At 59.6% G+C, this 25,563-nt stretch carries 16 protein-coding genes; 3 read left to right on the top strand and 13 right to left on the bottom strand.

Annotated features, from left to right (window positions below):
* Nucleotides 1–32 precede the first annotated feature (32 nt).
* Nucleotides 33–896, top strand: coding sequence for a LysR substrate-binding domain-containing protein (locus ACS5Q8_RS14295; RefSeq protein WP_465160342.1), 864 nt, complete (start codon nt 33–35; stop codon nt 894–896).
* 230 nt (nt 897–1,126) lie between these two features.
* On the opposite strand, the gene ACS5Q8_RS14300 is transcribed toward ACS5Q8_RS14295, so the two are convergent.
* Nucleotides 1,127–2,566: an AdeC/AdeK/OprM family multidrug efflux complex outer membrane factor gene (locus ACS5Q8_RS14300; RefSeq protein WP_443694213.1), complete on the bottom strand. Its 1,440-nt coding sequence runs from the start codon at nt 2,564–2,566 to the stop codon at nt 1,127–1,129.
* Nucleotides 2,567–2,628: 62 nt separating this feature from the next.
* Nucleotides 2,629–3,273: a TetR/AcrR family transcriptional regulator gene (locus tag ACS5Q8_RS14305; RefSeq protein WP_276192982.1), complete on the bottom strand. Its 645-nt coding sequence runs from the start codon at nt 3,271–3,273 to the stop codon at nt 2,629–2,631.
* Nucleotides 3,274–3,393: 120 nt separating this feature from the next.
* Here ACS5Q8_RS14305 and ACS5Q8_RS14310 point away from each other — a divergent pair, with 120 nt between their 5' ends.
* Both ACS5Q8_RS14310 and ACS5Q8_RS14315 read left to right on the top strand, forming a co-directional pair.
* Entirely contained in the window at nt 3,394–4,578 is a 1,185-nt protein-coding gene (locus ACS5Q8_RS14310; protein WP_426099782.1) for an efflux RND transporter periplasmic adaptor subunit, read from the top strand.
* Nucleotides 4,579–4,594: 16 nt separating this feature from the next.
* The gene (locus ACS5Q8_RS14315; RefSeq protein WP_276192984.1) at nt 4,595–7,708 is read left to right on the top strand and encodes an efflux RND transporter permease subunit; all 3,114 of its coding nucleotides are present in this window, start codon (nt 4,595–4,597) and stop codon (nt 7,706–7,708) included.
* A gap of 79 nt (nt 7,709–7,787) precedes the next feature.
* Here ACS5Q8_RS14315 and ACS5Q8_RS14320 read toward each other — a convergent pair whose 3' ends face one another.
* The 11 genes from ACS5Q8_RS14320 to ACS5Q8_RS14370 all read right to left on the bottom strand — a co-directional run bounded on the left by ACS5Q8_RS14320 (nt 7,788) and on the right by ACS5Q8_RS14370 (nt 25,560).
* A complete protein-coding gene (locus ACS5Q8_RS14320) occupies nt 7,788–8,435 on the bottom strand; it encodes a response regulator (protein ID WP_465160343.1) in 648 nt (215 codons plus the stop codon).
* Nucleotides 8,428–11,607 (bottom strand): response regulator, encoded by a 3,180-nt coding sequence (locus ACS5Q8_RS14325; protein ID WP_465160344.1) that lies wholly within the window; start codon nt 11,605–11,607, stop codon nt 8,428–8,430. The genes ACS5Q8_RS14320 and ACS5Q8_RS14325 overlap by 8 nt, the downstream gene beginning before the upstream one ends.
* On the bottom strand, nt 11,607–15,548 hold the full coding sequence (locus tag ACS5Q8_RS14330; protein WP_426099784.1) for a type VI secretion protein IcmF/TssM N-terminal domain-containing protein: 3,942 nt from the start codon (nt 15,546–15,548) through the stop codon (nt 11,607–11,609). Before ACS5Q8_RS14330 ends, ACS5Q8_RS14325 begins: the two co-directional genes overlap by 1 nt.
* Nucleotides 15,548–16,216, bottom strand: a complete 669-nt coding sequence (locus ACS5Q8_RS14335; RefSeq protein WP_276192989.1) for a DotU family type IV/VI secretion system protein — start codon at nt 16,214–16,216, stop codon at nt 15,548–15,550. Before ACS5Q8_RS14335 ends, ACS5Q8_RS14330 begins: the two co-directional genes overlap by 1 nt.
* Entirely contained in the window at nt 16,213–17,595 is a 1,383-nt protein-coding gene (gene tssK / locus ACS5Q8_RS14340; RefSeq protein ID WP_465159057.1) for a type VI secretion system baseplate subunit TssK, read from the bottom strand. The genes ACS5Q8_RS14335 and tssK overlap by 4 nt, the downstream gene beginning before the upstream one ends.
* 63 nt (nt 17,596–17,658) lie before the next feature.
* Nucleotides 17,659–18,282 carry a type VI secretion system lipoprotein TssJ gene (gene tssJ, locus ACS5Q8_RS14345; RefSeq protein ID WP_443694217.1) on the bottom strand — a complete coding sequence of 208 codons (624 nt, stop codon included), beginning with the start codon at nt 18,280–18,282 and terminating at the stop codon, nt 17,659–17,661.
* Between the two features lie 2 nt (nt 18,283–18,284).
* On the bottom strand, nt 18,285–18,689 hold the full coding sequence (locus ACS5Q8_RS14350; RefSeq protein ID WP_426099787.1) for a DUF4150 domain-containing protein: 405 nt from the start codon (nt 18,687–18,689) through the stop codon (nt 18,285–18,287).
* Between the two features lie 8 nt (nt 18,690–18,697).
* Complete coding sequence (locus tag ACS5Q8_RS14355) at nt 18,698–19,345, bottom strand: DUF3540 domain-containing protein (RefSeq protein WP_465159058.1); 648 nt, start codon at nt 19,343–19,345, stop codon at nt 18,698–18,700.
* A complete protein-coding gene (locus ACS5Q8_RS14360) occupies nt 19,342–20,304 on the bottom strand; it encodes a pentapeptide repeat-containing protein (protein ID WP_465159059.1) in 963 nt (320 codons plus the stop codon). Before ACS5Q8_RS14360 ends, ACS5Q8_RS14355 begins: the two co-directional genes overlap by 4 nt.
* The gene (locus ACS5Q8_RS14365) at nt 20,297–22,891 is read right to left on the bottom strand and encodes a DUF2169 family type VI secretion system accessory protein (RefSeq protein ID WP_465159060.1); all 2,595 of its coding nucleotides are present in this window, start codon (nt 22,889–22,891) and stop codon (nt 20,297–20,299) included. The genes ACS5Q8_RS14360 and ACS5Q8_RS14365 overlap by 8 nt, the downstream gene beginning before the upstream one ends.
* Before the next feature lie 41 nt (nt 22,892–22,932).
* Complete coding sequence (locus ACS5Q8_RS14370; protein WP_465159061.1) at nt 22,933–25,560, bottom strand: type VI secretion system Vgr family protein; 2,628 nt, start codon at nt 25,558–25,560, stop codon at nt 22,933–22,935.
* Between the last annotated feature and the right edge of the window lie 3 nt (nt 25,561–25,563).

The following is a 25,563-nucleotide window of genomic DNA, read 5'->3' on the forward strand; positions in this document are numbered from 1 at the left end:
TTGCAGGCAAATGATTAGGAGAGCTTATCAATATGCTCAAGCACTGGCCGCCCTTGAACACGCTGCGCGGCTTCGAAGCCGCCGCCCGACTGGGTAGTTTCCACAAGGCGGCAGAGGAGTTGCACCTCACCCAATCGGCAATTAGCCAGCAGATTCGTAGCCTGGAGACCTACCTCGAACAACCACTGTTCTTTCGCAACGGACGCAGCGTTAGCCTGACCGACGCTGGTTACGATCTACTTAGCACCACCCAGGCACTGCTACAGCAACTGGCCGTCGGCATTCGCCGCCTGGGGCAGTACCACAAACCCAACCAGTTGGTGCTCAACACCACCCCAACGTTCGCCCGTCACTGGCTGCTTCCACGCCTGGGGGATTTTCGCCGCCAGCATCCGGAGGTTGATCTGTGGATTTACAGCACTGATGAAGTCCCGGAGATGACCACCCAGACCATCGACCTCGCGGTGCGCGATGACATCAGTTCCCAGTCCGAGTGCAGCTTTAAAGTGCTATACGCTGACCGCCTGTACCCGGCTTGCCATCCGAGCCTGTTGGCAGTGCCGAGCGACCAGCGCACAACCCTGCATGGCGAGCGGGAAATGGACTGGAGCCACTGGGCGGTGGAGGCAGGGATAGATGTAGGCCAGAAGGATCACGGGCTCAACTTCTCCGATCCCGGCCTACTGTTAGATGCCGCTTGTGCCGGACTCGGCATCGCCTTGGTTAGCCAGTTACTGAGCCGCCAATCGCGCGCCAGCGGACTGTTGCAACCCTTGGTTGAGGAAACTATTCGTGGCCCCAGTTGGGCCTTGCTGACTCATCGCGACAGCGAGAACAGCCCGCTGGCGAGAAGTTTTATTGAGTGGTTACTTAGCCACCTGATAGCGGGAAGCTAGATAACGTAACGGTTCTGGTTCAAGGCTTGAATGGGCCCTTGCGCTTAGGATATATCGGGCACTTTGATTTGAAGATGTACGAACGGCTGCTTGGATGGGTAGCAGGGGCCTGCGCTAACATCGCGCAAGTCGCCTGGGGCAGGCGCTGGAAGGCGCGTTCAAAGGCAAGGCGCAGTACTGCTATGGCGATACTCAGTACGTCATTGAAGCGGGCAGTACGACGCAAATGCTCAACCTTTGAGTTTCGAAGTCTTCTCGACCGAGTTTGGATACCACCCTCCCCCTAAAGCCTTGTACAAGTTGACCTCGCTAGTCAGCTGGGACAACTGGTCACTGATGAGGGACTGTTGTGCGCTGTACAACGAACGCTGGGCATCCAGAAAGGTAAGATTGCTGTCGATCCCGACACGGTATCGCCACTCGGCAAGAACGTAGTAGTCCTGACTGGCCTGAACATAGTCACGCTGCGACTGAAGCTGATCGACGTAGGTTTTGCGCGACGCCAGGCCGTCAGAGACTTCCTTGAAGGCAGTTTGAATGGCCTTCTCGTAGTTAGCGACGCTGATGTCTTTCTCTATTTTCGAATAGTCCAGACTGGCCCGCAGGTTGCCGGCGTTAAAGATCGGCAGGCTGATACTGGGGGTGAATAGCCAACTGCCGGAGCCGCCCTTGAACAGGCCGGACAGCTCGCTGCTGGACGTTCCCGCGTCGGCTGTCAGGGTAATACTCGGGAAAAACGCTGCGCGAGCTGAACCGATGTCTGCGTTGGCAGCCTTCAGCGTATGTTCGGCCTCGATAATGTCTGGACGACGGGTCAGCAGATCCGACGGCAAACCAACCGGTACGGTGGCCAGCAGGTCAGTCCCCAAGGGCTTGGCTAGCGGAAGATTGTCGGGCAAGCCTGCGCCCAGCAGTGACACCAGATCATTCTGATCCTGGGCGACCTGTCGCTGGTAGGTCGCCAGACTCACGCGAGCGCTATCTACCGATGTGCGAGCCTGTGCCAGATCCAGTGCGGAAGACACCCCCACTTTGCTGCTGCGCGTGGTGAGGTCCAAGCTTTGCTCATAGGCGTCAAGGGTGTCTTGGGTCAGCGCCAGCAGTGCTTGATCCGCCTGCCAGGTGAAGTACGCATTGGCAACGCTTGCCACCAGGCTGATTTGAGTCGAGCGACGGGCCTCTTCGCTGGAAAGGTAGGTTTCCAGCGCCTCTTGGCTGAGGCTGCGCACGCGGCCGAACAAATCCAGTTCATAAGAACTGATGCCCAGTGTCGCCGAATACTGGCCTGACGTAGTTGTACGCCCTGTCTGCGAAAGATCGGCGGGTGTTCGCTGGCGGGTCCCGCTGGCATCGGCGGAAATCGATGGCAGCAGGTCGGCACGCTGGATCCGGTATTTGGCGCGGTACGCTTCGATATTGAGTGCGGCGACTCTGAGGTCTCGGTTGTTTTCCAGCGATAGCTGAATCAGTTGCTGAAGCCCAGGCTCCTTGAAAAACTGGCGCCAGCCCAGGTCAGCGGCCACAGTGTCCGCAGCGGTGGCTGGCGAATACGACTGGCCCGTTGGGTACTGTGTAGCCGTAGGTATTGCGGGCCGTTGATAGTCAGGGATCAGTGAGCAGCCGCCCAGCACAAACGCGGTTACTGCAAGAGACAATAGAGATTTCTTCATTGCGCAGCCCTATCAAGTAAATGGCGTTTGAGTGACCCCCGCCACCAGCGGCTGGGGACCCATCAAGTAATCGTTTCGGTTTCTGTTGCTGTTTTTCCATCCCCCCCGCCGTAACCACCGAGGAACACTTCAACAGCGCGGTCAACAGCCCCTTTGATCTCGGCACTGGATAGCTCGGACCTGATGCCCATCAGGCAAGGAAATATGGTCTCTGACTCGAAGAGCGCGATGAGGTGTCGAGCTGCCACGTGGGGATCAGCCTGACGCAACGTACCTGCGAGCATTCGGGCCCGGAAAAAATCAGCCAGGGCATGCATGGCGATCTGTGGCCCGGTTTCATAGAAGAGCTTGCCGATGTCACTGCGACCTGACTCGCTGATCACTGTGCGCATGGCTTTGATCGCGGGTTCACTCGCGACAATCGCCAGTGCCGTCTCCCCAAAACGTCGAAGTACGCCACCCAGTTCCTGATCCGTGCTTGCCAGCAATGTTTCCAGGGTTGGAAGAATCTGGTCTTTGGCAGCCTGATGACTCACCGCAACAAACAACTCCTCCTTGGAGGAAAAATAGCGGTAGAGCGTCGACTTGGAACCGCCCACTCGCGTGGCGATGCCTGCCATGGAAGCCCCTTCAAACCCTTGCTCATGAAAAATGTCTGCGGCGGCCTGAAGAATCGCATCCCGCTTGCTGTCCGTAAGTACCCGCACAAGAAATCTCCTATTTCGATACCGATGTGTACCATTATTACTTGACCAAATGCTTCTGTCAAAATAGATTACCGTACAGTTCGGTATCGTTAATTATGTCTTTTGTCCTTGGAGCACGCCATGTGCCTTGCATACCCGAAGCGCCTCATGTCAGTGGTGGTCATCGCGTCAATCAGTGTTTTGGCGGCCTGTGGCAAACCGCCAGGCGGCGCACCACCGGCCGCAGGTACGCCTGAAGTGGGTACGCTCTCTGTACAGCCACAACGCGTGGTGTTTACCACCGAGCTTCCTGGGCGGACGGTGCCGTTTCTGATCGCAGAGGTGCGGCCTCAGGTCAACGGTATCGTGCTTAAACGCAGCTTCACCGAGGGCAGCGACGTCAAGGCGGGCCAGGTGCTCTACTCAATTGACCCCGCCACCTACAAAGCCACCTATGAAAACAATGTCGCGGCATTGGCCAAGGCCCAGGCAACCCTCATCTCCACACGACTCAAGCGTGATCGCTACAAGGAGCTGTCCGCCGTCAATGCCATAAGTCGACAGGATTACGACGACGCTGTGGCGTCCGTGGGCGAAGGCGAGGCGGATGTTTCATCGGCCAGGGCCAATGTTGAAAGCAGTCGCATCAATCTGGCCTACACCCGCGTCGATGCCCCGATCTCAGGACGCATCGGCAAATCCAGTATCACCCCAGGCGCATTGGTCACGGCCAGTCAGAGCACGGCCATGGCAACCATCCAGCAGCTTGATCCGATCTACGTGGACGTCACGCAGCCTAGCGTCGCACTCCTGCGCCTCAAGAAAGCAATGGCCCAAGGCGATCTGGAAAAAAGCGGTGCAAGCGCGGCTAAAGTCAGGCTGCGACTCGAAGACGGCAGCTTTTATCCCCTGGAGGGCTCGCTTGAATTTTCGGATGTGACGGTGGATCAAGACACCGGGGCCATCACCCTTCGCGCGATCTTTCCCAATCCCAACGCCACCCTGCTTCCGGGGATGTATGTCCGCGCGGTCCTTGAAGAGGGTGTCAAGGATCAAGGCCTGCTGGTTCCCCAGCAAGCGGTATCAAGGGACAGCACAGGCAAACCCCAGGCTTACGTGGTGGGCAAGGACGACAAACTCGAGCGACGAGATCTGGAAACCGACCGGGCTATCGGGGATCAGTGGCTGATTCGCAGTGGGCTGAATGCCGGTGATCAATTGGTCATTGATGGGCTGCAGCGCGCGGCCCCTGGTGTGACGGTCAAGACCGTACCGTGGCAGGCGCCGTCCGTGACGCAGGCACCTGCACCTTCCGACCTTCATTGAGCAGCGGGTAAATACCATGGCACGTTTTTTTATTGATCGCCCGATTTTTGCCTGGGTGCTGGCCATCATCGTCATGCTTGTCGGTGTGTTGTCCATCCTGACGCTGCCCATTGCGCAATACCCGACTATTGCACCGCCCGCCATCGCCATTACCGCGACCTACCCAGGTGCGTCGGCAAAAATCCTGGAGGATACGGTCACTCAAGTCATCGAGCAGAAAATGAAGGGCCTGGATCGCCTGAGCTACATCGCGTCAACGAGCGAATCCAATGGCTCCGTCACGATTACGCTGACCTTTGAAAACGGCACGGATCCTGACACTGCGCAGGTACAGGTGCAGAACAAGCTCGCACTGGCGACTCCCCTACTTCCCTCGCAGGTTCAGCAACAGGGCGTGCAGGTCGTCAAATCGTCCACCAACTTTCTGAATATCCTGGCCTTCACCTCCGAAGATGGCCGAATGAATGGTGCCGATCTATCGAACTATGTCTCGGCCAACATCCAGGACGCGATCGGAAGGGTCGATGGGGTTGGCGATACCACGTTATTCGGTGCGCAATATGCCATGCGGATATGGCTCGATCCCGACAAGCTGGAAAACTTCAGCCTGACGCCGCTGGATGTAAAGGACGCGATCCAAGCGCAGAACGTGCAAGTGTCATCCGGGCAACTCGGCGCGCTGCCGGCGTCCGGCAACCAGCAACTCAATGCGACCATTACCTCTCAGACTCAACTTCGCAGTGCCGCCGAGTTTGAGGACATCTTACTGCGCACGCAGACCGACGGCGCCCAGGTGCGTTTGCGCGACGTCGCCCGGGTCGAACTGGGCAGCGAAAGCTACAGTAACGCCAGTCGGTTCAATGGCAAACCGGCTGCCGGTCTGGCCATCAAACTCGCTCCGGGAGCCAACGCACTCGATACGGTCAAGGCCATCGATGCGCGGATTGAGGAGTTCAAACCCTTTTTCCCGCAGGGTGTTCAGGTACAGAAACCGTATGACACGACCCCTTTCGTGCGCATTTCCATAGAAGAAGTCGTGCGCACGTTGGTCGAAGCGATCGTGCTGGTATTTCTGGTGATGTACCTGTTTTTGCAAAATTTTCGCGCAACCCTCATTCCCACGATTGCCGTTCCGGTGGTGTTGCTCGGCACGTTCGGCGTACTTGCGGTATTCGGCTTCAGCATCAACACCCTGACGATGTTTGCGATGGTGTTGGCGATCGGGCTGTTGGTCGACGACGCCATCGTGGTGGTGGAGAACGTCGAGCGGGTCATGAGCGAAGAAGGCCTGTCGCCCAAGGAGGCAACTCGCAAATCCATGGGGCAGATCACCGGGGCGCTGGTCGGCGTCGCACTGGTGCTGGCCGCGGTGTTCATCCCTATGGCGTTCTTCGGCGGCTCGACGGGGGTCATTTACCGCCAGTTCTCCATCACGATCGTGTCGGCGATGGTGTTGTCCATTCTCGTCGCAATGATTCTGACGCCCGCACTCTGTGCCACGCTGCTCAAACCGATCGATCGTGGACATGAGCTGACCCAGCGCGGTTTCTTCGGCTGGTTCAACCGGACCTTCGAACGTGGCAGCCGCCATTATCAGGGTGGCGTGAACCATATGTTGAGCAGGCCCAAACGCTATATGCTCATCTACGCCGCGCTCCTGATCTTGGTTGTCGGCGCCTTCCTCAAAATCCCGGTGGGTTTTCTGCCCGACGAGGATCAAGGCACGCTCTTTGCGCTGATACAGCTTCCACCCGGCGCGACTGCAGCCCGCACCAATGACGCGCTCAAACAAGTCGAGCAGCATTTTCTCGTGGATGAGAAAGAGGCGGTTGCGGGCATTTTCACCGTCTCCGGATTCAGTTTCGCAGGCAATGGCCAAAACACTGGCCTGGCATTCATCAAGCTGCGGCCATGGGACGAGCGCCGTGACGAATCCCTTAGCGTCAACAGCGTGACGGCCAGGGCATGGGCTTATTTCGCCAAGGTCAGGGATGCGCAGATTATCCCGTTCGCCCCACCCGCGGTATCGGAACTGGGCAACGCAACGGGTTTTGACCTCATGCTTCAGGATCGCGCAAACCTTGGCCATGAAGCCTTGATGAAAGCCCGTAACCAACTGCTGGGCATTCTCAGCAAAGACCCGCGATTGGTCGCCGTTCGGGCCAACGGGCAAGAGGACGCGCCAGAGTTTCGTCTGGATATCGATCACCACAAAGCAGGCACGCTAGGGCTTTCGATGTCCGATATCAACGATACCTTTTCAACAGCTTGGGGGAGCACTTACGTAAACGACTTTCTTGATCAGGGTCGGGTCAAAAAAGTCATGCTCCAGGGGGATGCTCAGTTCCGTATGTTGCCTAAGGACATCGGTCGCTGGTATGTCCGCAACAGCGCAGGAACCATGGTGCCGTTCACCGCGTTTGCCACCGCGCACTGGGCGTCGGGATCGCCCAAGCTTGAGCGCTACAACGGTTCGCCGTCAGTGGAGATACTTGGCATGGCGATGCCGGGGAAAGCGTCAAGCGGCGAGGCGCTGGCGATTGTCGAAGACGCCATGGCCCAACTGCCAGCAGGCTTTGGCTACGAGTGGACAGGTTTGTCGCTCCAGGAAAAAGCCTCAACGGGCCGCACCGGGCTGCTCTACGGCTTGTCGATCCTGATTGTGTTCCTGTGTCTGGCAGCGTTGTACGAGAGTTGGGCGATACCGATGTCGGTGATTCTGGTTGTCCCCTTAGGCGTACTCGGCGCACTGGTCGGTGCCATCCTGACGTGGAAGATGAACGACGTGTATTTCCAGGTCGGCTTACTGACCACCATCGGGCTAGCGTCGAAAAACGCCATTCTCATCGTCGAGTTCGCCAAGGAGATTCACGAGCAAGGCAAGGGGCTCATTGAGGCAGCGCTTGAAGCGGTCAGGATGCGTTTACGCCCCATTCTGATGACGTCGCTTGCCTTCATTCTGGGCGTACTGCCCATGGTCCTCGGCAGTGGCGCCGGCGCCGGGGCACAGCACGCACTCGGAACGGCGGTGATTGGCGGCATGCTCTCTGGGACATTGCTTGCGATTTTCTTCGTGCCGGTGTTTTTTGTCGTCGTCTACAAATTGTTCAAAATTGATGCTTCGTCATGATGTTGTTCAGCGCGCGGGCTGACTTACGCCGGTGTCCCCGCGCCAATCAAAAAAGCCAGCCGCCGTTGCCCAACACGGGTTATTGATCCTCGCCAAGCAGGCCAAGCCGATAGGCCCATTGGGTCATATCGGCAGCGTTGTGTGCGTCCAGTTTTTTCATCAGGTTGAGCCGATGGGTCTCTACGGTTTTGAGGCCTATACACAAGATCTCGGCAACGTCTCGATTACGCGCGCCTTCGGCGACCAGCTTCAAGACCTGGCGTTCTCGTCCGGTCAGGCTGACACCGCTGGCCGCGTGCCCGGCGCCGCGTAGCGCCATGACTTGAGCGGCATCGAGACCGGAATCGATATAGATTTTCCCTGCGCGCACCTGGGCGATGGCCCGGAGCAGGTCTTCGCGCCGGCTGCGCTTGAGCACATAGCCGACCGCGCCGGCCTCCAGCGCCAGCGCGGCGTTATGTTCGGAGACCGTCGAAGTCAGGGCGATGATCAGGATGGCCGGCCAGCGCCTGGCGATCAGGGTCAGGGCCGAGACGCCATCGAGCAACGGCATATTCAGGTCCATCAACACCAGGTCGGGTTGCAAGGCGCGGCACATGGCAACGGCTTGCTGACCATCTTCGGCCTCGCCCGCCACGCTCAGCTCAGGCACATCGGCCAGCAGCGCACACAACCCTTCACGAATCATTGCGTGATCATCCACCAGCAGTAAACGGCACTCAGACATCGTCAGGCTTTCCAGTTTTTTCAGAGGGGCCGGGCTGACGCGCAGCCAGGGTCAGACCCTGCATGTCCAGTTGCAACAGCGCAGCGACCATCGTGGCGATATCCGCGTCAGCGGCGGCCTGTTCCATCAACGCCGCCGACGCCTCCAGCGCCGCTTCACCGAATTGCCCGGCGCTCCCCTTGAGGCTATGGGCGATACGCGCGGCCTCGGCGTGATCGACCTGCGCGACCGCCTCCTTGAGCCGCACCAGCAAGGCCTGGCAGTCCGCCATGAATAAACGCTGCAGACGCGGGGCCCGGAGTGGGTCCTGCTCCTGGAGTGGCATCAGCGTCGGCACGGGCTTCGCCAGGCTCGGTGCCGAGGGCTCTGCGCTGCGCAACTCCATCCCCCGTGCCTGCTGCCGCACAATCACTTGCGTGATCGCATCGAACAGCTGCATCGGTAACACGGGCTTGGCGAGATAGTCGTTGGCGCCGGCTTCGATGAAACGCTCGCGGTCACCGCTCATGGCGTTGGCGGTCAAGGCAATCACGTAAACCTCCTCATCCAGCACTGAGCACTGCCCCGAACGCAATTGACGAACAGCCTCCATGCCATCCATTCGCGGCATTTGCCCGTCCATCAAGACCGCATCGAAAATCTTCCGACCGAGTATTTCCAGTGCCTCGACACCGTCGCGGGCATGAACGACGCGATGGCCGAAACGCTCCAGGAACAACTGAGTAATCTCGCGATTGGTGGCGATGTCATCGACCACCAGGACATCCAGGCCGAAGTCATGCCGCTCCAGACTGCGCAACGGCGATGCGGTTTCGCAGAGCGTCGGCGTTGCGCCGCTCTGCACCTCGCACAAGGTCCGATAGAAATGCTGACGACGCAGCGGTCTGACAACGCACGCGGCCAGGCCATGGGCGCGCAGTTCATCGGCAGACGGCAGTGACTCCACCTGCGAGGCCATCAGCACGATGCGCGCGGTTGCCAACGCCGGGGCTGCACGGCACAGGTCGGCGAACTCGACGCCATCGACCATCGGCAGGCGCCAATTGACCAATACCAAGTCGAACCTGACACCCAACTGCGCCTGCTCGTGCATCAGGCTCAATGCTTCCTCGGCGGACGCTGCCCCCTGGCACAGCATCTGCCACTGGCCGAGCATCTCCATCAATGCCCCACGCTCATCGGCGTGTTCATCCACCACCAGGGTCCGCAGCCCCCACAACCTAGGGGCGTCGGCCGCACGCGCCGGGCATTGTGGCAAGGGCAAGGTCAGCGCGAAGGTCGAACCCACATCCGGTTGGCTGTGCAACTCGATACCGCCGCCCATCATCCCGGCCAGGCGCTGGCTGATGGACAAGCCCAACCCGGTACCGCCGTAGTTTCGGGTGGTGGAGGCATCGGCCTGCAAAAACGCCTCAAACACCGAACGCTGTGCGGACGGCGCGATGCCGATGCCGGTATCGATCACCTGAAATCCAAGCTGGTCGCCCTCCCCCCGCCAGACCAGCAGGCGAATCGAGCCGCTGGCGGTGAACTTGACAGCGTTACTCAGGAGATTGAGCAGAATCTGCCGCAGTCGCCACGGATCACCGATCACTTGCCCCGGTACATTGGTGGCAATATGACAGATCATGCGCAGGCCTTTTTCCGCCGCGCGCGGTGCCAACAGTTCGGTGACGTCTTCCAGCACTTCGGTCAGATCGAACTCGACCTGCTCGATATTCAGGTTACCCGACTCGATTTTGGAGAAGTCCAGGATGTCGCTGATCAGCGCCAGCAGGGCTTCGGAGTTCTCACGGATGGCCGTGACAAAATGTTGCTGCTGAGCCGTGAGCGGCGTATCCGCCAGCAAGTGATTCATGCCGATGACGGCGTTCATCGGGGTACGGATTTCGTGACTCATGTTGGCCAGGAACTGCCCCTTGAGTTGGTTGGCCTGGTTGGCCATGTCCCGGGCGCCCTGCAGTTCCTGAGTGCGCACCTCCACCAGGTGCTCCAGCCCGGCCTGCTCGGCCTGCAACGCATCGAGCAAGCGGTTGTAGGCCCTGGCGAAGCGTCCCAGCTCATCGGCGCGCGCCTCTGGCAAACGACGCGACAGGTCGTCGCCGCGAGCGGTTTCTTCGATTTCCCGCGCAAACCGGGCCAGCGGCTGCGCCAACTGGCGATGCAACACCCAGAGTAAACCAAGGGCCAAGAGGATGAAGCCGACAATCGCAAAAGGTACCTCGGCTAGAATCAGGCCCAACGCGCCGGCGCGCAGTTGCGCTTGCGGATAAACCGTCAACAGATACCAATCCGGTTGCTGCAGGTGAGCGACGATCATCGGCGTGTCGGCGTCGAAGCGACCGATCTGTGGGAAGCCGGCGGCGGCCGGCAAATCCGCGATCAGTTGCTTAAGCCTGTCGCGGGAAACCGCCTCCAGCGTATTGCCGGAAAGATCGGCAATACGCTGACCTTGTGCATCCAGCAACAGGGTGGGATAGCCATTGAGCAACTGCCCGATACGGGCCAACCGCTCATCGAGCTTCAATTCATAGCCGGTCATGAACAAGGGTTTGCCCGATACATCCCGGGCGACCACCGCAACGCTGATCAACTGGCGGCCCAGCGACGGCTCGTAATAGGGCCCGTCCCAGACAACCTGAGGCCCATCTGCCGATAGTCCGTCGAACAGCGCGCGCAAATGCGTTGCTCGGGCCTGGGCGAAACCCGACGGAATATCGACTTGCGTGGAAAAAGCCGCCCCAGCGTCGGGAAAATAGAAAAACGTATCGACCGTCATCGCCTGGCCGGCCGTACCGAATGCTTCGGCAGCGGAAGCGGCGCGGGCCAACCGATCGGTGGCCGCGGCGTTGTCCGCAACGCCCGGCCCGGGCGGATTGAGCACCCAATGCAGGGTGCTGCGCTGGAAAATATTGCCGCCAAACTCGTTTGCCGCGCCGCTGTTCCAGCGCGTCATCAGTCGTCTGGCGCCCTCCTCCGCGTCGCGAAAATCGTCATTGTCCACACTGGAGAGCAAGGCCAGGCGCTGGCTGAGATCGTCCAGCGCCTTGCCTTGCAGTTGTTCATACGTGCGCCACGCGCTAAGCCCGGCGGCCACGCACCAACTCAACGCGAGAACCAGCGCCAGCACACAGGTAATGCGCAGCGCCAATGAAGCACGCCAGCTCTTCATCACAGGTCGACCTTACTGGCGGCTGCACTGTCGAGTGTGGCGCTCACGCCCATTTTGCGCAAAATGTCGCGAATCGCCCGTTGTGCCGCCGCGTCGTCACGCAGCGCCACCACCAGCAACCGCGTGGCCTTGTCGCCGGTTATCGTCTGTGCGGCTTCGCGCCGGCTGGACAAACCCAAGGTGAGCAGTTGCGCCTCAAGGTTCTTCACGCGCGTCTCGTTGCCATAGGTGCCAAGATCCAAGCGAATCCCTTCACCTGCCGACAGCCCCGTTGCCACGGGCCTGGGCGTCCAGCACCAGGCGATCTGGGTCGGCGGTTGAATACTCGCGACCCCCTGCTCGGTGGGCGAACCGAGCGCGGCCAGACGCACATTCGTCGCGGCCGCCTGGGCATCCATCGCCGTCAACTGTTCGGCGATGCCATTCAACTGTGCATCGAGGATGGTGGCCTGGCGCTGCAATTGGTCGGCCTGGCTATACTTGTCCATCAATACCTGTTCGCCTTCCTGGCGGTAGGTCAGTTGAATGCCGATAAGATTCTCACTGCCCATCAAGTTACGCTGGCCCGGAAAATCATCAGCGCTGAAGGTGTGTTGCCCACCGTTGAACAGCCGCAGGAAGTCCACGAACGCACGGTCCCCGGTCCAGTGCCGGGTCAGCTTGAAGTTGGCGAAGCTGATCTCCAGGGCAACATCGGCACAGGCCCCGGGGGCCCAGACGAAGCTGGCGCTGGTGGGAAAGTTGAAGTTATCCAGCACTGTCGAACGGCCACTGCATTGCAGCGTCAGGCGCGTCTGCTGGGGCAGCGAGCGAGCGCCGAGGTTGACCTGTGACGGCGCGGCGGACAATTCCACCACGGCCGCCGTGGCCTGCAGTGTGGCAATACTTTGCTTGAGCTCTGCCCGTTGCGCCACCAGGCCTTTCTGCTCGGCTTCGAGTGCCTGCCGGCTTTGCTGCTCCGTGGCCTGCTGGGCCTGACTCTGTCGCTCGGCACCGAGCAGATCGTTGCGCGCATGCTGCATACGACTGACATAAGCGTAGAACGCACCGGTCAACGGAATTTGCACACCCAGCGCTTCCCGTCCGCTGTAGCGCTGCACATCGCGTTGCACGAAGGTTTTCACCGCCCCGCTCATAAAGGCCGGCAGTTGACCGCGTTCGCCGTACAGCAGCTCGTTAAGCATGACCGGGTCCTGCACGCCCTGGATCGAACTGAGCAACTGCCCGCTCCAGTCACTTTGCAGGCGGCAGGCCGCCACTTCGGAAGCGTAATGCGAGGCGAAATCCAACTGGCCGGTCGCCAACGACCAGACCACATCTTCACGCGGATCCGGCCCCTTCAGCGCCTGGATCAAGGCGCTGCGCACGCTATCGGCTTCCCACAGCGGCGCAGACTTCACCGAGGGATCGGCACCGAAGCCCCAAGTATCCACGGCAACCTGGAACGCTTGCGCATCGCTTTTCTGCAGATCGGCCACCACACCTTTCATCAACTGCTGAAACCTGGCCAACGCGCGGGCTTGGGTCAATTCGTCGCGCAAGCCGTTGACGCCACTCTCGATCGAACCGCCACTGGCCACGCCCTTGAGCACATCGCCCCCCAGCGCATTGGTGATTTTCAGGCTGCCCAACGCCCCCGCTTCGGCATGCAGATCGTTGTTACGGGCCAGTTCAAGCAAGCGATCGAGCGACACCGCCCGGTTCGCCCAAGGTGCGCGTTGCTCGACGGGGATCAGAGCGAACCGTTCGGCACTGCGATGCAGCAGCTTCAGGAACGGATCGTTGGGCGTACCGACGACACTCAGGGCCAGTTGCCAATCACCGCGATTTTTCAAGCGCGTCTGCGCACTGAGCAGGCTGCCCTGGAGAAACCGATACCAGGCATCCTGGGTATCGCTTCGGTACTGATCGAGGAATTTTACCCGCTGTGTCTCCCACAGCGCGCTGTCACGGCTGGCGAGGCCGAGTTCATCCATAAAAGCAAAAATCGCAGTATGCCCTTGCGACGTATAAGCACCGGAAAGACTCAGCCCCGGGTTATCGCTATCGCTCCAGTATTCAGCCAGCCGGATCGGCGGCAGATTGTCCTGCAGTTCGGCCCAGGCTTTCAGCCACGTCAGGGGGCGTCCCTCAAGCCCCATGCTTTCGAGCTGACCCAGCAAGGCCGTTCGCTGGCTCTGCATCTGCGCCATATCGGTCTGCCACTCCAGATAGGAGCGATAGCTGCTCCCCAGGGTGACCAACTGCCCGGCGCTGGTCGCTTGCTTGGAACCGTAGGTCAAGTTCAGGAAACCCACCTCGGAACCCGGCAGCGGCAGGTTATCCATCGACTGATTGTTCAGACGGGCATCGAGCAGGTTGATCCGTCGCACAAGGAATTCGGCATACGCGGCAATCAGACGTGGATCGCCGCTGTTCAACGCGCTGCGCAGGTTTTGCGAGATGACACCATCGAATACTGGCGTGCGTATTTCGTGGTCGAACAACCTGACGTAGTCAGAGCGGTAGTGCTCCTGGACCTGTTCGATATGCCGTGAGAACGGCAGCAAACCATGCCAGCCGCCCTGCTGCTGGTCAGACAGGCTGATCAACGCTTGGCGGAAGCGACGCAGCGCATCCAGGTCGGTCTCCAGCCCGCCGTCGAAGTCCTCGGCCGCTGGCGGCTCGTCCATCGCTTCGGTAAGCACTGCCTGAGTGTGGTGGTCGGCATACACCAGCAAGGCGCCAAAGCCGACACACAGTCCCAGCCAGCCAAGCACTGCGGCATGCGCCAACAGCCTGCGCCAGCGATGCCAACTATCGATGGGCTGATAAGCATGGCGTTGCGCCGGCAACAGCTGTCCCAGCAACTCATGACTGAACCAGCCTTCGCTTGTGCCGTCAGCCTCTTGCCCGTTGGCCGTGAGGAACAGCCCGCAGAGCAGCGGCAACTCGCTGTAGGGGTTGGCGTCAAACGCGGGTAACAGCAGATGCTGGAGACGCGAGCGTAGATCAACGATGCGCTCCGGCAGGCTGAACGCCTCTTCATCAGGCAGGCCACGCACGCCCAATTCGATACGCAGGTCGAACAGCCGCTGGCCAATCCCACTGAACATCTCTTCGAGAAACACCTGCGCCGCCCCCGTGCGCTGCAGGCTGAGCAGGCCGAATGGCTGCTCACGCTGGGGCGGTGTGAGAGCGGACGCCCATGGGGTGAAGCCCGGCAAGGCCTCGGCACCGGTAATAATGAAATACACCGGCAAACGGGCACCAAAGACCTTCACCAGGTCATCCAGGCGGCGGCGCAGATTGTGTCCCTGCTCGGCCAGGCGCGCATCGGAATCGCTCAACAAGCGCTGGCAGTCGATCACCAGCAGCACACCGTTGAGGGGTTCGCGGCGCCGTGAACGCAGCAGCCAGTACAGCAACCGTCGCCATTCCGGGCCCGCGTCGCTGTTGCCCTCGGCCATGCGCCCGGCGGGATCAATGATCACGCCACGCTCAAGGAACCACCAATCCAAGGCCCCAGTCGAGGCCGCCGGCTTTCCACCGTGGGTCGAACGCAAGGCCGAGGTCAGCCCGCTGTTGCCCAGCAAACGCCGGGTGCCGCTGTCACTCTCGCCCAGCGTCAAGAACCAGGGCAGCACATACAGCGGTGAACCCAATCGACTCAGGCGCGACTGGCGCAACATCTGCACACCGCTGTTCCAGTCCTGATCAAGCGCCGGCGCCTCATCGCGACGACTCTGGGGCAATTCGCTGTTCATCCGCCGACGCAAGCGCCAGGCATACCAGCGCCGCCCGATCCCACGCAGGCAAAAAACCAGCAATAGCGCAACGATGAAAATCACCGGCACGTACCACAATGGCCAGTTTTGGTAGAGCGCCAGGCCCCAGAGCAACAGCACAATGCATACCAGCAGCACCGCCCAGAGCAACAACACCCCTGCTTTCTTCAACATCAGCGCATCTCCAGCAATTGGCTGACTTGTCGACCCAGCGAGAGATCGAAACTGATGTAAAGCACGGTCAACAGAATCAAGGGCACCCCGATCAGCAGCAGCAACGAAATGCCGGGCAAGCCCCGGCGCACCACACGCAGGCGTGTTGGTAACTGCGCCTCGGGTTGTTCAAACAGATGGCTGGTGGCATCCAGCGGCACCATCTGCCGATCGAGAATGATCCGTTCCAGGCAGAGCCGGCGGTATTGCATCAGTTCGCCACCCGGACGGGTCGCGTAGCGCCCCTGGAAGCCGCCGAGCAAGGCCAGGCCGAAGACCTCGCGGGCACCGACCGCCGCCTCGGGCAACGCCTCCAAGCGCTGGAAGAACTCGACACCGGCACGACTGGTGGAAAAGTAGTGACGTTGCAACGGCGCCCGCCGCCATTCTGCCGCCCCGGGCCATTCGCCAGACATGGCCGCCTCATCGATCCAGGCGACCACCGCGAACAACGCCTCACGCACTTCGGCTTCGGCAAAATGCAGCTCGCGGGCCCGATTGGCCGCGCCATCGAGCAGCACGATGAGCGCCGGCGCAAGCGTCTCATAGGACTGTGCCGGATCAATGAAGCCGCGCTTGGCAGCCTCGAAACTCGACATCCAGCAGTCAGCCAGGCGGGGATTGATCATGTGCGCACCACCACCAGGTCGATACTCAGGTCAGCCGGCGGCTGGGGCAGGAAAAACGCCGCCTGGCGCTCCTGCTGTAGCGTGTCCCAACCATCGCTCAGCGTTTCCAGGCGGAAGTACAACGCGCCGGCCACCCGTGGCAGCCCCTGGGGCGGAACCTGCAGGTAGATCAACTCGACGCCGGGCAATGCGCGGTTGACCAGGCCTTGCATGACACTCAGCGCTCCGAGCTTGCCGTCCATCGGCAGGCACTCGGCCAGCCACACCGGATCAACCACACTGCGCGCCACCAGAAAGTAACGATGCCGTGGGCCGAAAAACGCGTCCGGTAATGGGGCCTGATAAAAACCTTCCTGCAGTTGCAGGTGCACCAGCAACTCTGAGCCGATGCTGATTTCATTGAGCTGCTGGCCGATCAGGGCCACCAGTGCAATCGTCGCGGCCCCCGCCTCCTCGTGTTTGTACGGCGGCACCAACAGACGCCCATCCGGGGTTTCGCCGAGCATGTCGCAGACATCGGAAAACAGACTCAACTCACCGACAAGTTGGCGCAGGGTGCCGTAAAGCTCCCATGGCGAAACCTGCGGTGTTTCGAGCAAATGCGTCAGCAACGGGCCATAGCGATTCAATACCGCCAGGGCCATCAGATGGTTGACCTGCGCAGCGTCGAGATCGCCGCGCCGCGACTCTCCCGGCTGCTTGTACACCGACAACTGCCGCGCCCGGCCGACCAGTTCGTCACGGACTTCACGCAAGGTTTGCAGGAGCATCGGCGATGCCGCCAGATTGATCGACGGCGGCACGTAGCGCTGGGCCGGCCGGACGCGATCACCGTCCAGTTCAAGGCGGGCAATCGGCAGCAGCTCGTAGGCGCTCAAATGCTCCAGCTCATCCTCCCAGAACAGCCGCAACACATAGGACATCGGGCGCACCCGCGCTTCCGGGGAATTGCCGAGACGGTCACCGATCACTTCCGGGTCAGCCGCCACGATAAACCGCGCTTCCGCCCGAGAACCGGCCGAGAGGGTCTCGAACACTTGCGCGTTGACTTCGCCTGGCAGCAAGCGGCGCAACCCCACAAACAGCGTGCGGCCGCCACTGAATTCGCTCAGGTCCAGGCTGCGCGACTCGAGCACCGCATTACCCGGATATTCGGCCAACGTGCCTTCGGCGAAGCGCACTGACAATTGATCGAGCAGGCATTGTTTGGCAACCAGCGCGGGTTCGTTGATCTTCAGCGAGATCAGGCCCCACGGGTATGGATGGTTCAACCCCGTGGTACGGGCAAGACGATGCTCGATACGGGCATCGTTCTGTTGGAAATGCTGAGGCTGGAGGAACAAGCCCTGGTGCCAATACAACAACTGATCGATATTCATAGGGCTCGGTTTCAGGCAAAAAATTGAAAAAGCGTGGCCGTTGCAACGCTCACGACAAGCAGGTCAGTCCTGTGCGCCGGGCAGGCGCACCTCGCCCTCTCGGGGCTGCACCGGCTTGGGCAACGCCAGGCGACTTTCCTTGCCGCGCAACAGCGCATCGGGCCCGACGAGCAGGTCAATGGCGATGGGGCGCGGTGTGGCGGTCCAGGTCTTGCTGAAGAACCCCGTCGACGTCACATCGACGCCGATCTGGTAGAGCTTGACGCTGCGCGCCGGGTCCAAGTGCGCATAGCCGACGGCGACGCCGACCATCTTCGCGCCCTCAAGTCGCGGCAGGCTCAACTGCCGGGTCTGACCCGGCTCGATAAACAGCCGCGTAAGCCCGATCATCCCGGGCGGCGCGTTGTTCATCAGCAGCAGGCTGCTCAGTTGCTGGGAGCTGCCGGTGTAGGCGGAAAACGCACTGATCTGATCGAACTGCGTGATCACCACCAACAGGTTATGCGCCTGGCCGTCGTACTGATTGAGGTCGTTATCGGCGGTGAAGCTCAGCTCGATGGCGTTTTCGGTGTAGTCCCATTTGAGCGCGGTGAGGGCCTTTTGCTCGGGGGTGAGTTCCTGGCTGCTGCAGGCGGCGAGCAGGATGCACAGGACGAGTCCGCCCATGGAAAACTTAATGGAGGGCATGCTCACTCCATCACCAGGACAGCGGTCTGGCTTGGCTGCGAAACCGTACCCATGGTGTTATTGGCGTTGTGCATGGTCTGGCAGGTGACACGCACGGCGGGCTTACCTGCGACCATCACTTTGGCGCTGCCATCGATGAAGATCATTTCACCCTTGACCTTGCCGCTGGTGACGCCACCGGCCACGCCCGCCTCATCGCCACTGGTCATCAACACCTTGCTGGACATATTCATCGCTGGCATGCCGTCCACCAGCACTTCCATCACCAATCCACCCGGGTCCGCAGCGCTGGTATCGGCAGTGTTGGGATAAGGCAACGGCACGGGCCCGGCTGGCGGAACGGGCGTCTTGCAGATATCGGGCACGGTGGACATCGCCATCGCACCGCCGTTATTGAGCATATACATAATCGATCTCACCCCAGCTTGATGCTGTCGCCATCAATGGCAACGCTACGTTGTGCGTTCAGGTCCAGCGTGTCGGCCTGCACGCTCCAGTCATCGCGCACGCGCTGGCGCAACGAGCCGGAATGAAGTTCTTCATGGCCTTCGACGCGACGGCGGCTATCAGCAAAATCCGCCTCGTGGCGCACGGCCTTTTCGCGGTGATACACGCTGTTGTCGTGGCGCTCGACCCAATGGTTCTCAAGATGCTCGCCACTCATGGCCAGGGACCCGACCGTCAGATGCGCGCGCTGCATCTGCACACTGCCCTGTTCGGCGCACACTCGTAATGCGCTACCGGCGTCAAGGCTCACGCCGTCGCGAGCCTGAATGCTCAGCGCGCCAGCGGGCAGGCTCAAATGCAAATCACCCTCCAGATGCAGACGCGCCGGTTGAGCGATGGCGCGTTCCAGCACGCTAAGGATGTAACCGCCTTGCGCGTCCAAGCTGACCAACACCTTGTCCCCCACTGCCGGACGCACCAGGCAACCGAATGCAGGTTTTAGCCAATAGCGGCGGCCATCGCTGCTGACCACGCCGAAACGCTCGCCATCCAGTGCGTTGACCTGTGCATGACGCAATTGAGCAGCGGCATCGCAATACTGCGGGGCTTCATTCATCTCGATTTTCCTAAAGAGGCGGGCCGCCATTGCTCGGCGGCAAGGCGTTCGGTATCAACGGGCTGGATGGCCTGGGGGTTGCTCTGCTGCCAGTCGGCCTGGGTGAAGTCAGCGGCATGCGCATTCATGCCGGTCACGTCGGCGGCGACGAACGAGGCGCGTGGCGCAAGCAACGCGGTGCAATCGGCATAACGCAACAGGGCGCGGTCAAAGCGCGCGCCTGGCATCTGGGCGTCTATCAGGATGGCCATCTCCAGAACGGCATCACTGAAATCGACCGAGTCAAAATGGCTGGCATTGAACAGAGCGCCCTTGAGATTGGCACCGACAAACATCGGCGCGGCTCCCTTGCAGTGGTAGAACGACGCGCCCTCGGCCTGCACGGCATGAAAATCGGCGCCACTCAACGACGATTCATCAAAGGCACACTGCTGCAACGACGCCAGGCCGAAGCGCGCCTGATCGAGTTGGCAATCGATCAACCGTGCCTTCGCAAAATGCGCCGACTGGGCATCAAGGCCCGTCAGATCGCAGCGGCTCCATTGGGATTTGCTCAACTGGGCGGCTGCGAGCCTGATGCGCGGTACGCGGCACTCCGAGAGCGTAAAAGCCTCTAGCTGCGCCCCCGACAGATCCAGATCCTCGCCGGAGCATTGCGCCCAGTAGGCCTTGTTCCAACGCACATTCGTGAACAATGCGCCCTGCAATGAACACGCGTTCATGTGCGACGAGTCAGCAGTGCTGTCGGAAAAATTGGCGCCGTCCAGGCGGCAGTCTTTCCAGTAGCTTTGGGTCAGCATGGCGCCATTGAATTGCGCGCCACGCGCATCCACTTCTTCCAGCCGCGCGTTGCTCAAATCGACACCGCGATAGTCGCCACCGGCCAGATTCAACGCGCGCAAGGGCTGCCAATCAGCCAGCAATTCCCTTAGACGCTCGACACTTAATACCTCAAGCATGAGTCAGGCTCTCCTTGAGTCGGCAACGCGTCATCAATGCCTGTTCCAGGCGCACGCCGCTGCCGTGCACAGCGTCACTGGCCAAGCCATGCAAGTTGCTGCCACTGAGGTTGGTCTGCTCCAGGCATACCTTGCGCAAGCGGCCGTTAAGCAGGTTGGCGCCAGACCAATCAGCGCGACTCAAGTCACATCCCGACAGGTAGACCCCTTGCGCGACCAGCCCGACACCGTCGGAATCACTCAGGTCGCAACCGCTCAGCAGCGCGTCGTTAAACCGAGCGCCGCGCAGGCTGGCGTGATTCAGATCGGCGTCTTGAAAACTGGCAGCGGTCAGGTCGGCATCGTCCAGGCGCACACCCGGCAAAACGCAGTGAGCGGCCAGACGCAGGTTTTGCAGATTGCACTCGCGCAAGTCCAGGTCGCGGCCCACCACCTTGGCGAAATCGGCTTTGCTGAGGTTGGCGCGGCGCATGTCTGTCGCGTCCAGTGTGCAGTCGTAGAGCTTGGCTTTGTGGAGGTTGCTGTCGGTGAGCAGTGCGCTGCTCAGGTTGCATTTATTGAGATGCAGTTGGCTTAGATTGGCGTTGTTGAGTTGAGCCTTGTCGAGGCTGCATTCGTTGAGTTGAGCTTGTTGCAGGTTGGCTTCGGTGAAATCGGCAGTGGAGAAATCACAGTTCTGAGCGCGGATATCGATCAAGCTAGTGCCGCAGAACGAGGCGCCTTGGCATAGAACCCTATGAAACATTGCGTACTGCAAGCGCGCCTTGCTCAGATCCGAAGCACCCAAGTCGCAGTCGATGAACTGACAGTGGCTCAGATCGGCATCCTTCAGTCGAGTGCCATTGAGCTTGCAGCTCTTGAAAGTGGTATTTCTCAGGTCGGCGCTGCTCAGATCGATTTCGCAAAGATCAAGGCTCTCCAAATTGAGGTCTTGCAGCGTCTTACCTGCCGCGTGCAAGGCTAGCAGCCGCTCACGGGTCAGACTGCAGTATTCAGGAAGCGGGAGAATGGGGGCGAATTGGAGTCGATCAGCCGCCAGCGCTTTGTCCATGGCGCTTAAAACACGGTCTATCTCAGCTTCCACGGTTTGAGACTCTGCTATTGCGGCAGTCAGTTTTTCCTTGGCTTGCGCCTGCTGGTCTGGAGGCAGCTCCAGGCGCTCAAGCATGTCCATGATGTCGACCTTGGGTGCTGGCTGGTTAGCACGCGCCAGCGCTTGCTCTGCATCTATGCCCAAGCGGCTCATCATCTGATGGGCATACTCCATGCCTTGGGCCTGAGCCTTGGCGATTTCCGAATTAATTTCTAGCGCCAATGCCTTGGGGTCAAAGGGTTTGATGGGGGGCATCGGTTCGCGCATCAAAACCGTAAAGTCCGTTTTCGCTAACGGCGGATAATCGGCCGGATTGAAAGGCAGATTCATACGAGTCGCCATCATCTGAGCGTATTGCATGCACTGCTCATGAGCTGCACTTAACTCCGCATACTGCGAATCCGCAGCGGCCTGCAAACTGGCGATTATCGGCTCGGAGTCGAATGGGGTTGGTTCGACAGGCGCCACCTTGAACGGCTCGACGGGAGGGCTTGGCCAAAGCCGCTCAATCCAGACTTGCGTGTCCAGCACAGGATCACCCGCTCGTTCGAGGGCCATAGCTAATTTGACGATATCTTGCGCATCTATATCGAGTACCGGTACTTCGACGCGGTACAGCAGAAGAGCACTTTGCACATCAGGGAACAGCCATACCGTATCCAGGTCCAGCGCCATCTCGGTAACGGGTACACGCTTATCCGCACGCTCAATAAACAGCCGTGGCCGTAGGCCCGGCAAACGCCCGACGACCCGAGCCTCGGTAGGGTGCATGCCTGCGATCGACCAGGCTTCGTCGCCACGCCAAAACCCGGAATTGCATTGGTCCTGTGCCACTTCATCGAACCAGCGAGCATCAGTATCCGTAGGTAAGAATGGGGCGCGATAAGCAGTCCAATGCTCGTCAAGGGTACCCATGAACTGGCGGCGTTCAGCGCTTTGTGCTGGCAATGGCAAAAAACTCGCCAGGGCTGGCCGATCATTGGGGTCAACAACTGTGGCATTCGCCACCTCCAGTTGTGCCAACGGCATTCCTTGTGCGGCGTCCACCTCTGGATAATGGCCTTTGCCTTTCGGATTATCTGGCCACTGATTACCGCCATAAGCGTTTTCAAAGTCCAATGGCAGGTTATCCACTTGACCGGTCACAACGGACGTCCAACCCAGAGGCCCTTTGCGCCATTGCCGCGGCGCGAATACATGCAACGTTTTTTCCATATCCCCCAGACGCACCCGCACCGCCATGCCACTCCGTTGTGCATCTACCAGTGGATAAGCCTTACCTTGCACGGCGAATGTGCCTCGACTTTTCTTCAGGCCACTGTCAAGCGTCTGCTTACCAAGTCGCTCGGTTAACCAGGCCCAAGTTTTCCCAGCGGCCATTACCTGATCTTCAGCGTCCACCAGCAGACCAAGGGTGACGACCATGCAATGAAGGTCCAGTGGTTTGGCATTGGCGAGCAATAAAAGGCTGGCCTGTTCACATTTGAGCTGCATCGGACTCTCCGAATAGGAAACTTACGCCTCTTTTTTCCGTATCACGGCGCGGCAGCGGGCGGTGCAGCAGCATCGCCCGCTGCCGCGACCCCATCGGCGACGCCATCAAGCAGGTCAACGGCACCGTTTACAACCGCATTGGCTCCGCCCGCGGCCACTTTCACCGCAGCAAGACTTGGGCGTGATGCTACCTTCAGACTTAACAGGCTGGGGCTGGGGGCTAATTCAAAACACGGAAACTCCTGTACTTGATCAGAAGTAATCGTTGCTCCCACTATAGTGCCGCTAACTTTCATGAACTTATTAAAAAAAGCATTACCGCAGACTTCTAAATCTCCATCCACAAGAACATCACCAGTAACATGCACCTGACCTTCAAGATGTATAATTTTGTCCGACCTTATGACAACCCCTGCGGCATTAATAAGTATGCTATTCCCACCCAATTTAATCTCATATGAGGTTACATTTTCATGGCAGTAAATATCTGTATTTTTCAACTCCATTTTTGAGTTAGACGCTCGAACGATATGCTTTCCTTTCAAATACTCTGAATTTTTAATACTCGCCTTATGATACTCCCAGGCACTGTTACCAATACTTTTCTTATATAGGCTGTAGTCTGCCGAAAGCGAAACCAACCCAAGTTTTACTGACACGCCAACTCCGTAGAGAGAGAGACTTCCGCTGGCTATATTTACGTCACCCTTCAATTGAAGCATTGAAGTTGTAACGTCTAATTTTGTGCTCAGTTTTGGGTTGGTTATTGCGTCTTTGAAATTATCAAATCCGCTTTTCTTTGATGCGCTATCTGTTGTGCTTGCCGCGGAGGCCGGCTTGCTGCTACTTCCGGGAGTGGGAGGCCCATCTTTAAAGTTGGCACCCATCAAGCTCTCTGAAGAGCTCTTCCCCTCCACCGGGGCCGGCGCATGCCCTCCCCCTATGGATTGCCAATAAACACCTGGCACCTGATGTTTATAAGAACTGGACGCCAACTGCATATGCTTGTCCGTGCGCAAATGCGCCCCACTGACATCGCCCTCGCCCAAGGTAAAACTGCAACCGGTAGACGCCCCCATCTTCATCATCGGCCCGGACGGGCTGTCTTCCATCGCAAACAAATGCCCACCGGGGGTGCTCAAGCCGCTTTGGGTCGCGTTATCGCCGGTGACCACATTAGGATTCTCGGAGTTGGGCACGCTACCGGTAATCACCGGGCGGTCCGGATCGCCGCCCAAGAACGAAACCAGCACTTCCGTGCCTTTGAGCAGCGGGAAATTCATGCCGTGGCTCGAACCACTGGACAGCGTGGCCATACGCAACCAGGCCGAACCGCGCGTTGCATTCTTCTCGCCGCGAATGAACGGGAAACTCACTCTGTAGCAACCATGCTCATTGAGCAGCGGCCGACCGGTATCTTCATCACCGTCCACTACCGCACTGAGCACGCCCTGCACATAAGGCCGGGGGGTCACGCAGGGTGCGCGGAACTGCACCTCGCCGGGCAAGGCGATAAACCGCGTGTTGATCCCCTGCCCCGGTCCTTCCCCCTCCGACCCCAGGCCCGGCAACGGCTGATAACCGTCATGGTGAACTTCAATAACCAGATAACCGGCATTGAATAGCGGGCGCGGGTGGCCGACTAACAGCATCGGATAACCGGCGCGCAACCCCGTGGCTCGACCGCTGCCATGAAACTCCCGCTGACGGCAACCGATGGCCTGGGCGCGGCGATTGGCCAACCATTGCCCCTGTTCGAGCGAACCGAAGTGCTCGCCATACAACCCTTGCCCGCCGATAAATACAGACGAACCAGAGACGGCCTCTCGTTGTTCAGTCGAGGCATCTGCGCCAAGGCTGGCAGTTGCCACCGAAGCGTTGACCTCCAGCTTCAACTGCGCGTTGCTCGCGGAAAAGTCCTGGAGCGTGACCCCCGCCGCTTGCCGGACGAGTTTGCGCTCGAAGGTACGCGCTACCGCCAGGACCCGACCTACATCCAGTTCCGAATCTTGACGACGATAGGTCAGCAGACTGGGGAGTTGCGGCTGGTACAGTCGGTCGCCACAGAACACCAGCGCCTCGCCGTCAGGCCCCTGTTCAAAGAAGTAATACACGCCGAAATATTCAAGAAGACGTGAAATAAAGGCGAAACTGGTTTCTTCGAACTGGCAGGTAAACGTCGCCTGAGTCAGCGGATCATCGGCCAGCGGCAGGCGAATATCGAAGTCATACGCCGAACCGGGCAACCCGTTCATCCCCGGACCTTCGACAGTCAGGTCGGCCAACTTGAGCACGTCGCGAATCAATTCCGGCAGACTTTTGTCGAGCCAGATTTCGGAAAAACGGAAATGACGCAACTGTACAAAGCGTGGTTCCAGCACCACGCGGTAGTAGAAATACAGGGAATCGGCGTCGAGATAATCCACCTCTGTGACCACGCCCTGATAGGGATGCGGTTGCCCCAACGCATCGCTCAGGGTCAATACCGCTCGGTTGCCCAGCAGTGCTTCGTCGTCGAACAACGGATTGATCGTGGCCAGCCGAACCTCGAAGCGATAGGGCTGAGAGAGCTTTTCCTCGCCCTGCCACTGCTGCACCCATAATGTTTCGAGCAGCAGCGAGGGTGCCAGGCTGGCGAAAGTGCAGAGCGCGTGATCATTGAGAGCCATCAA

The sequence above is a fragment of the Pseudomonas sp. PAMC25584 genome, assembly GCF_058135675.1.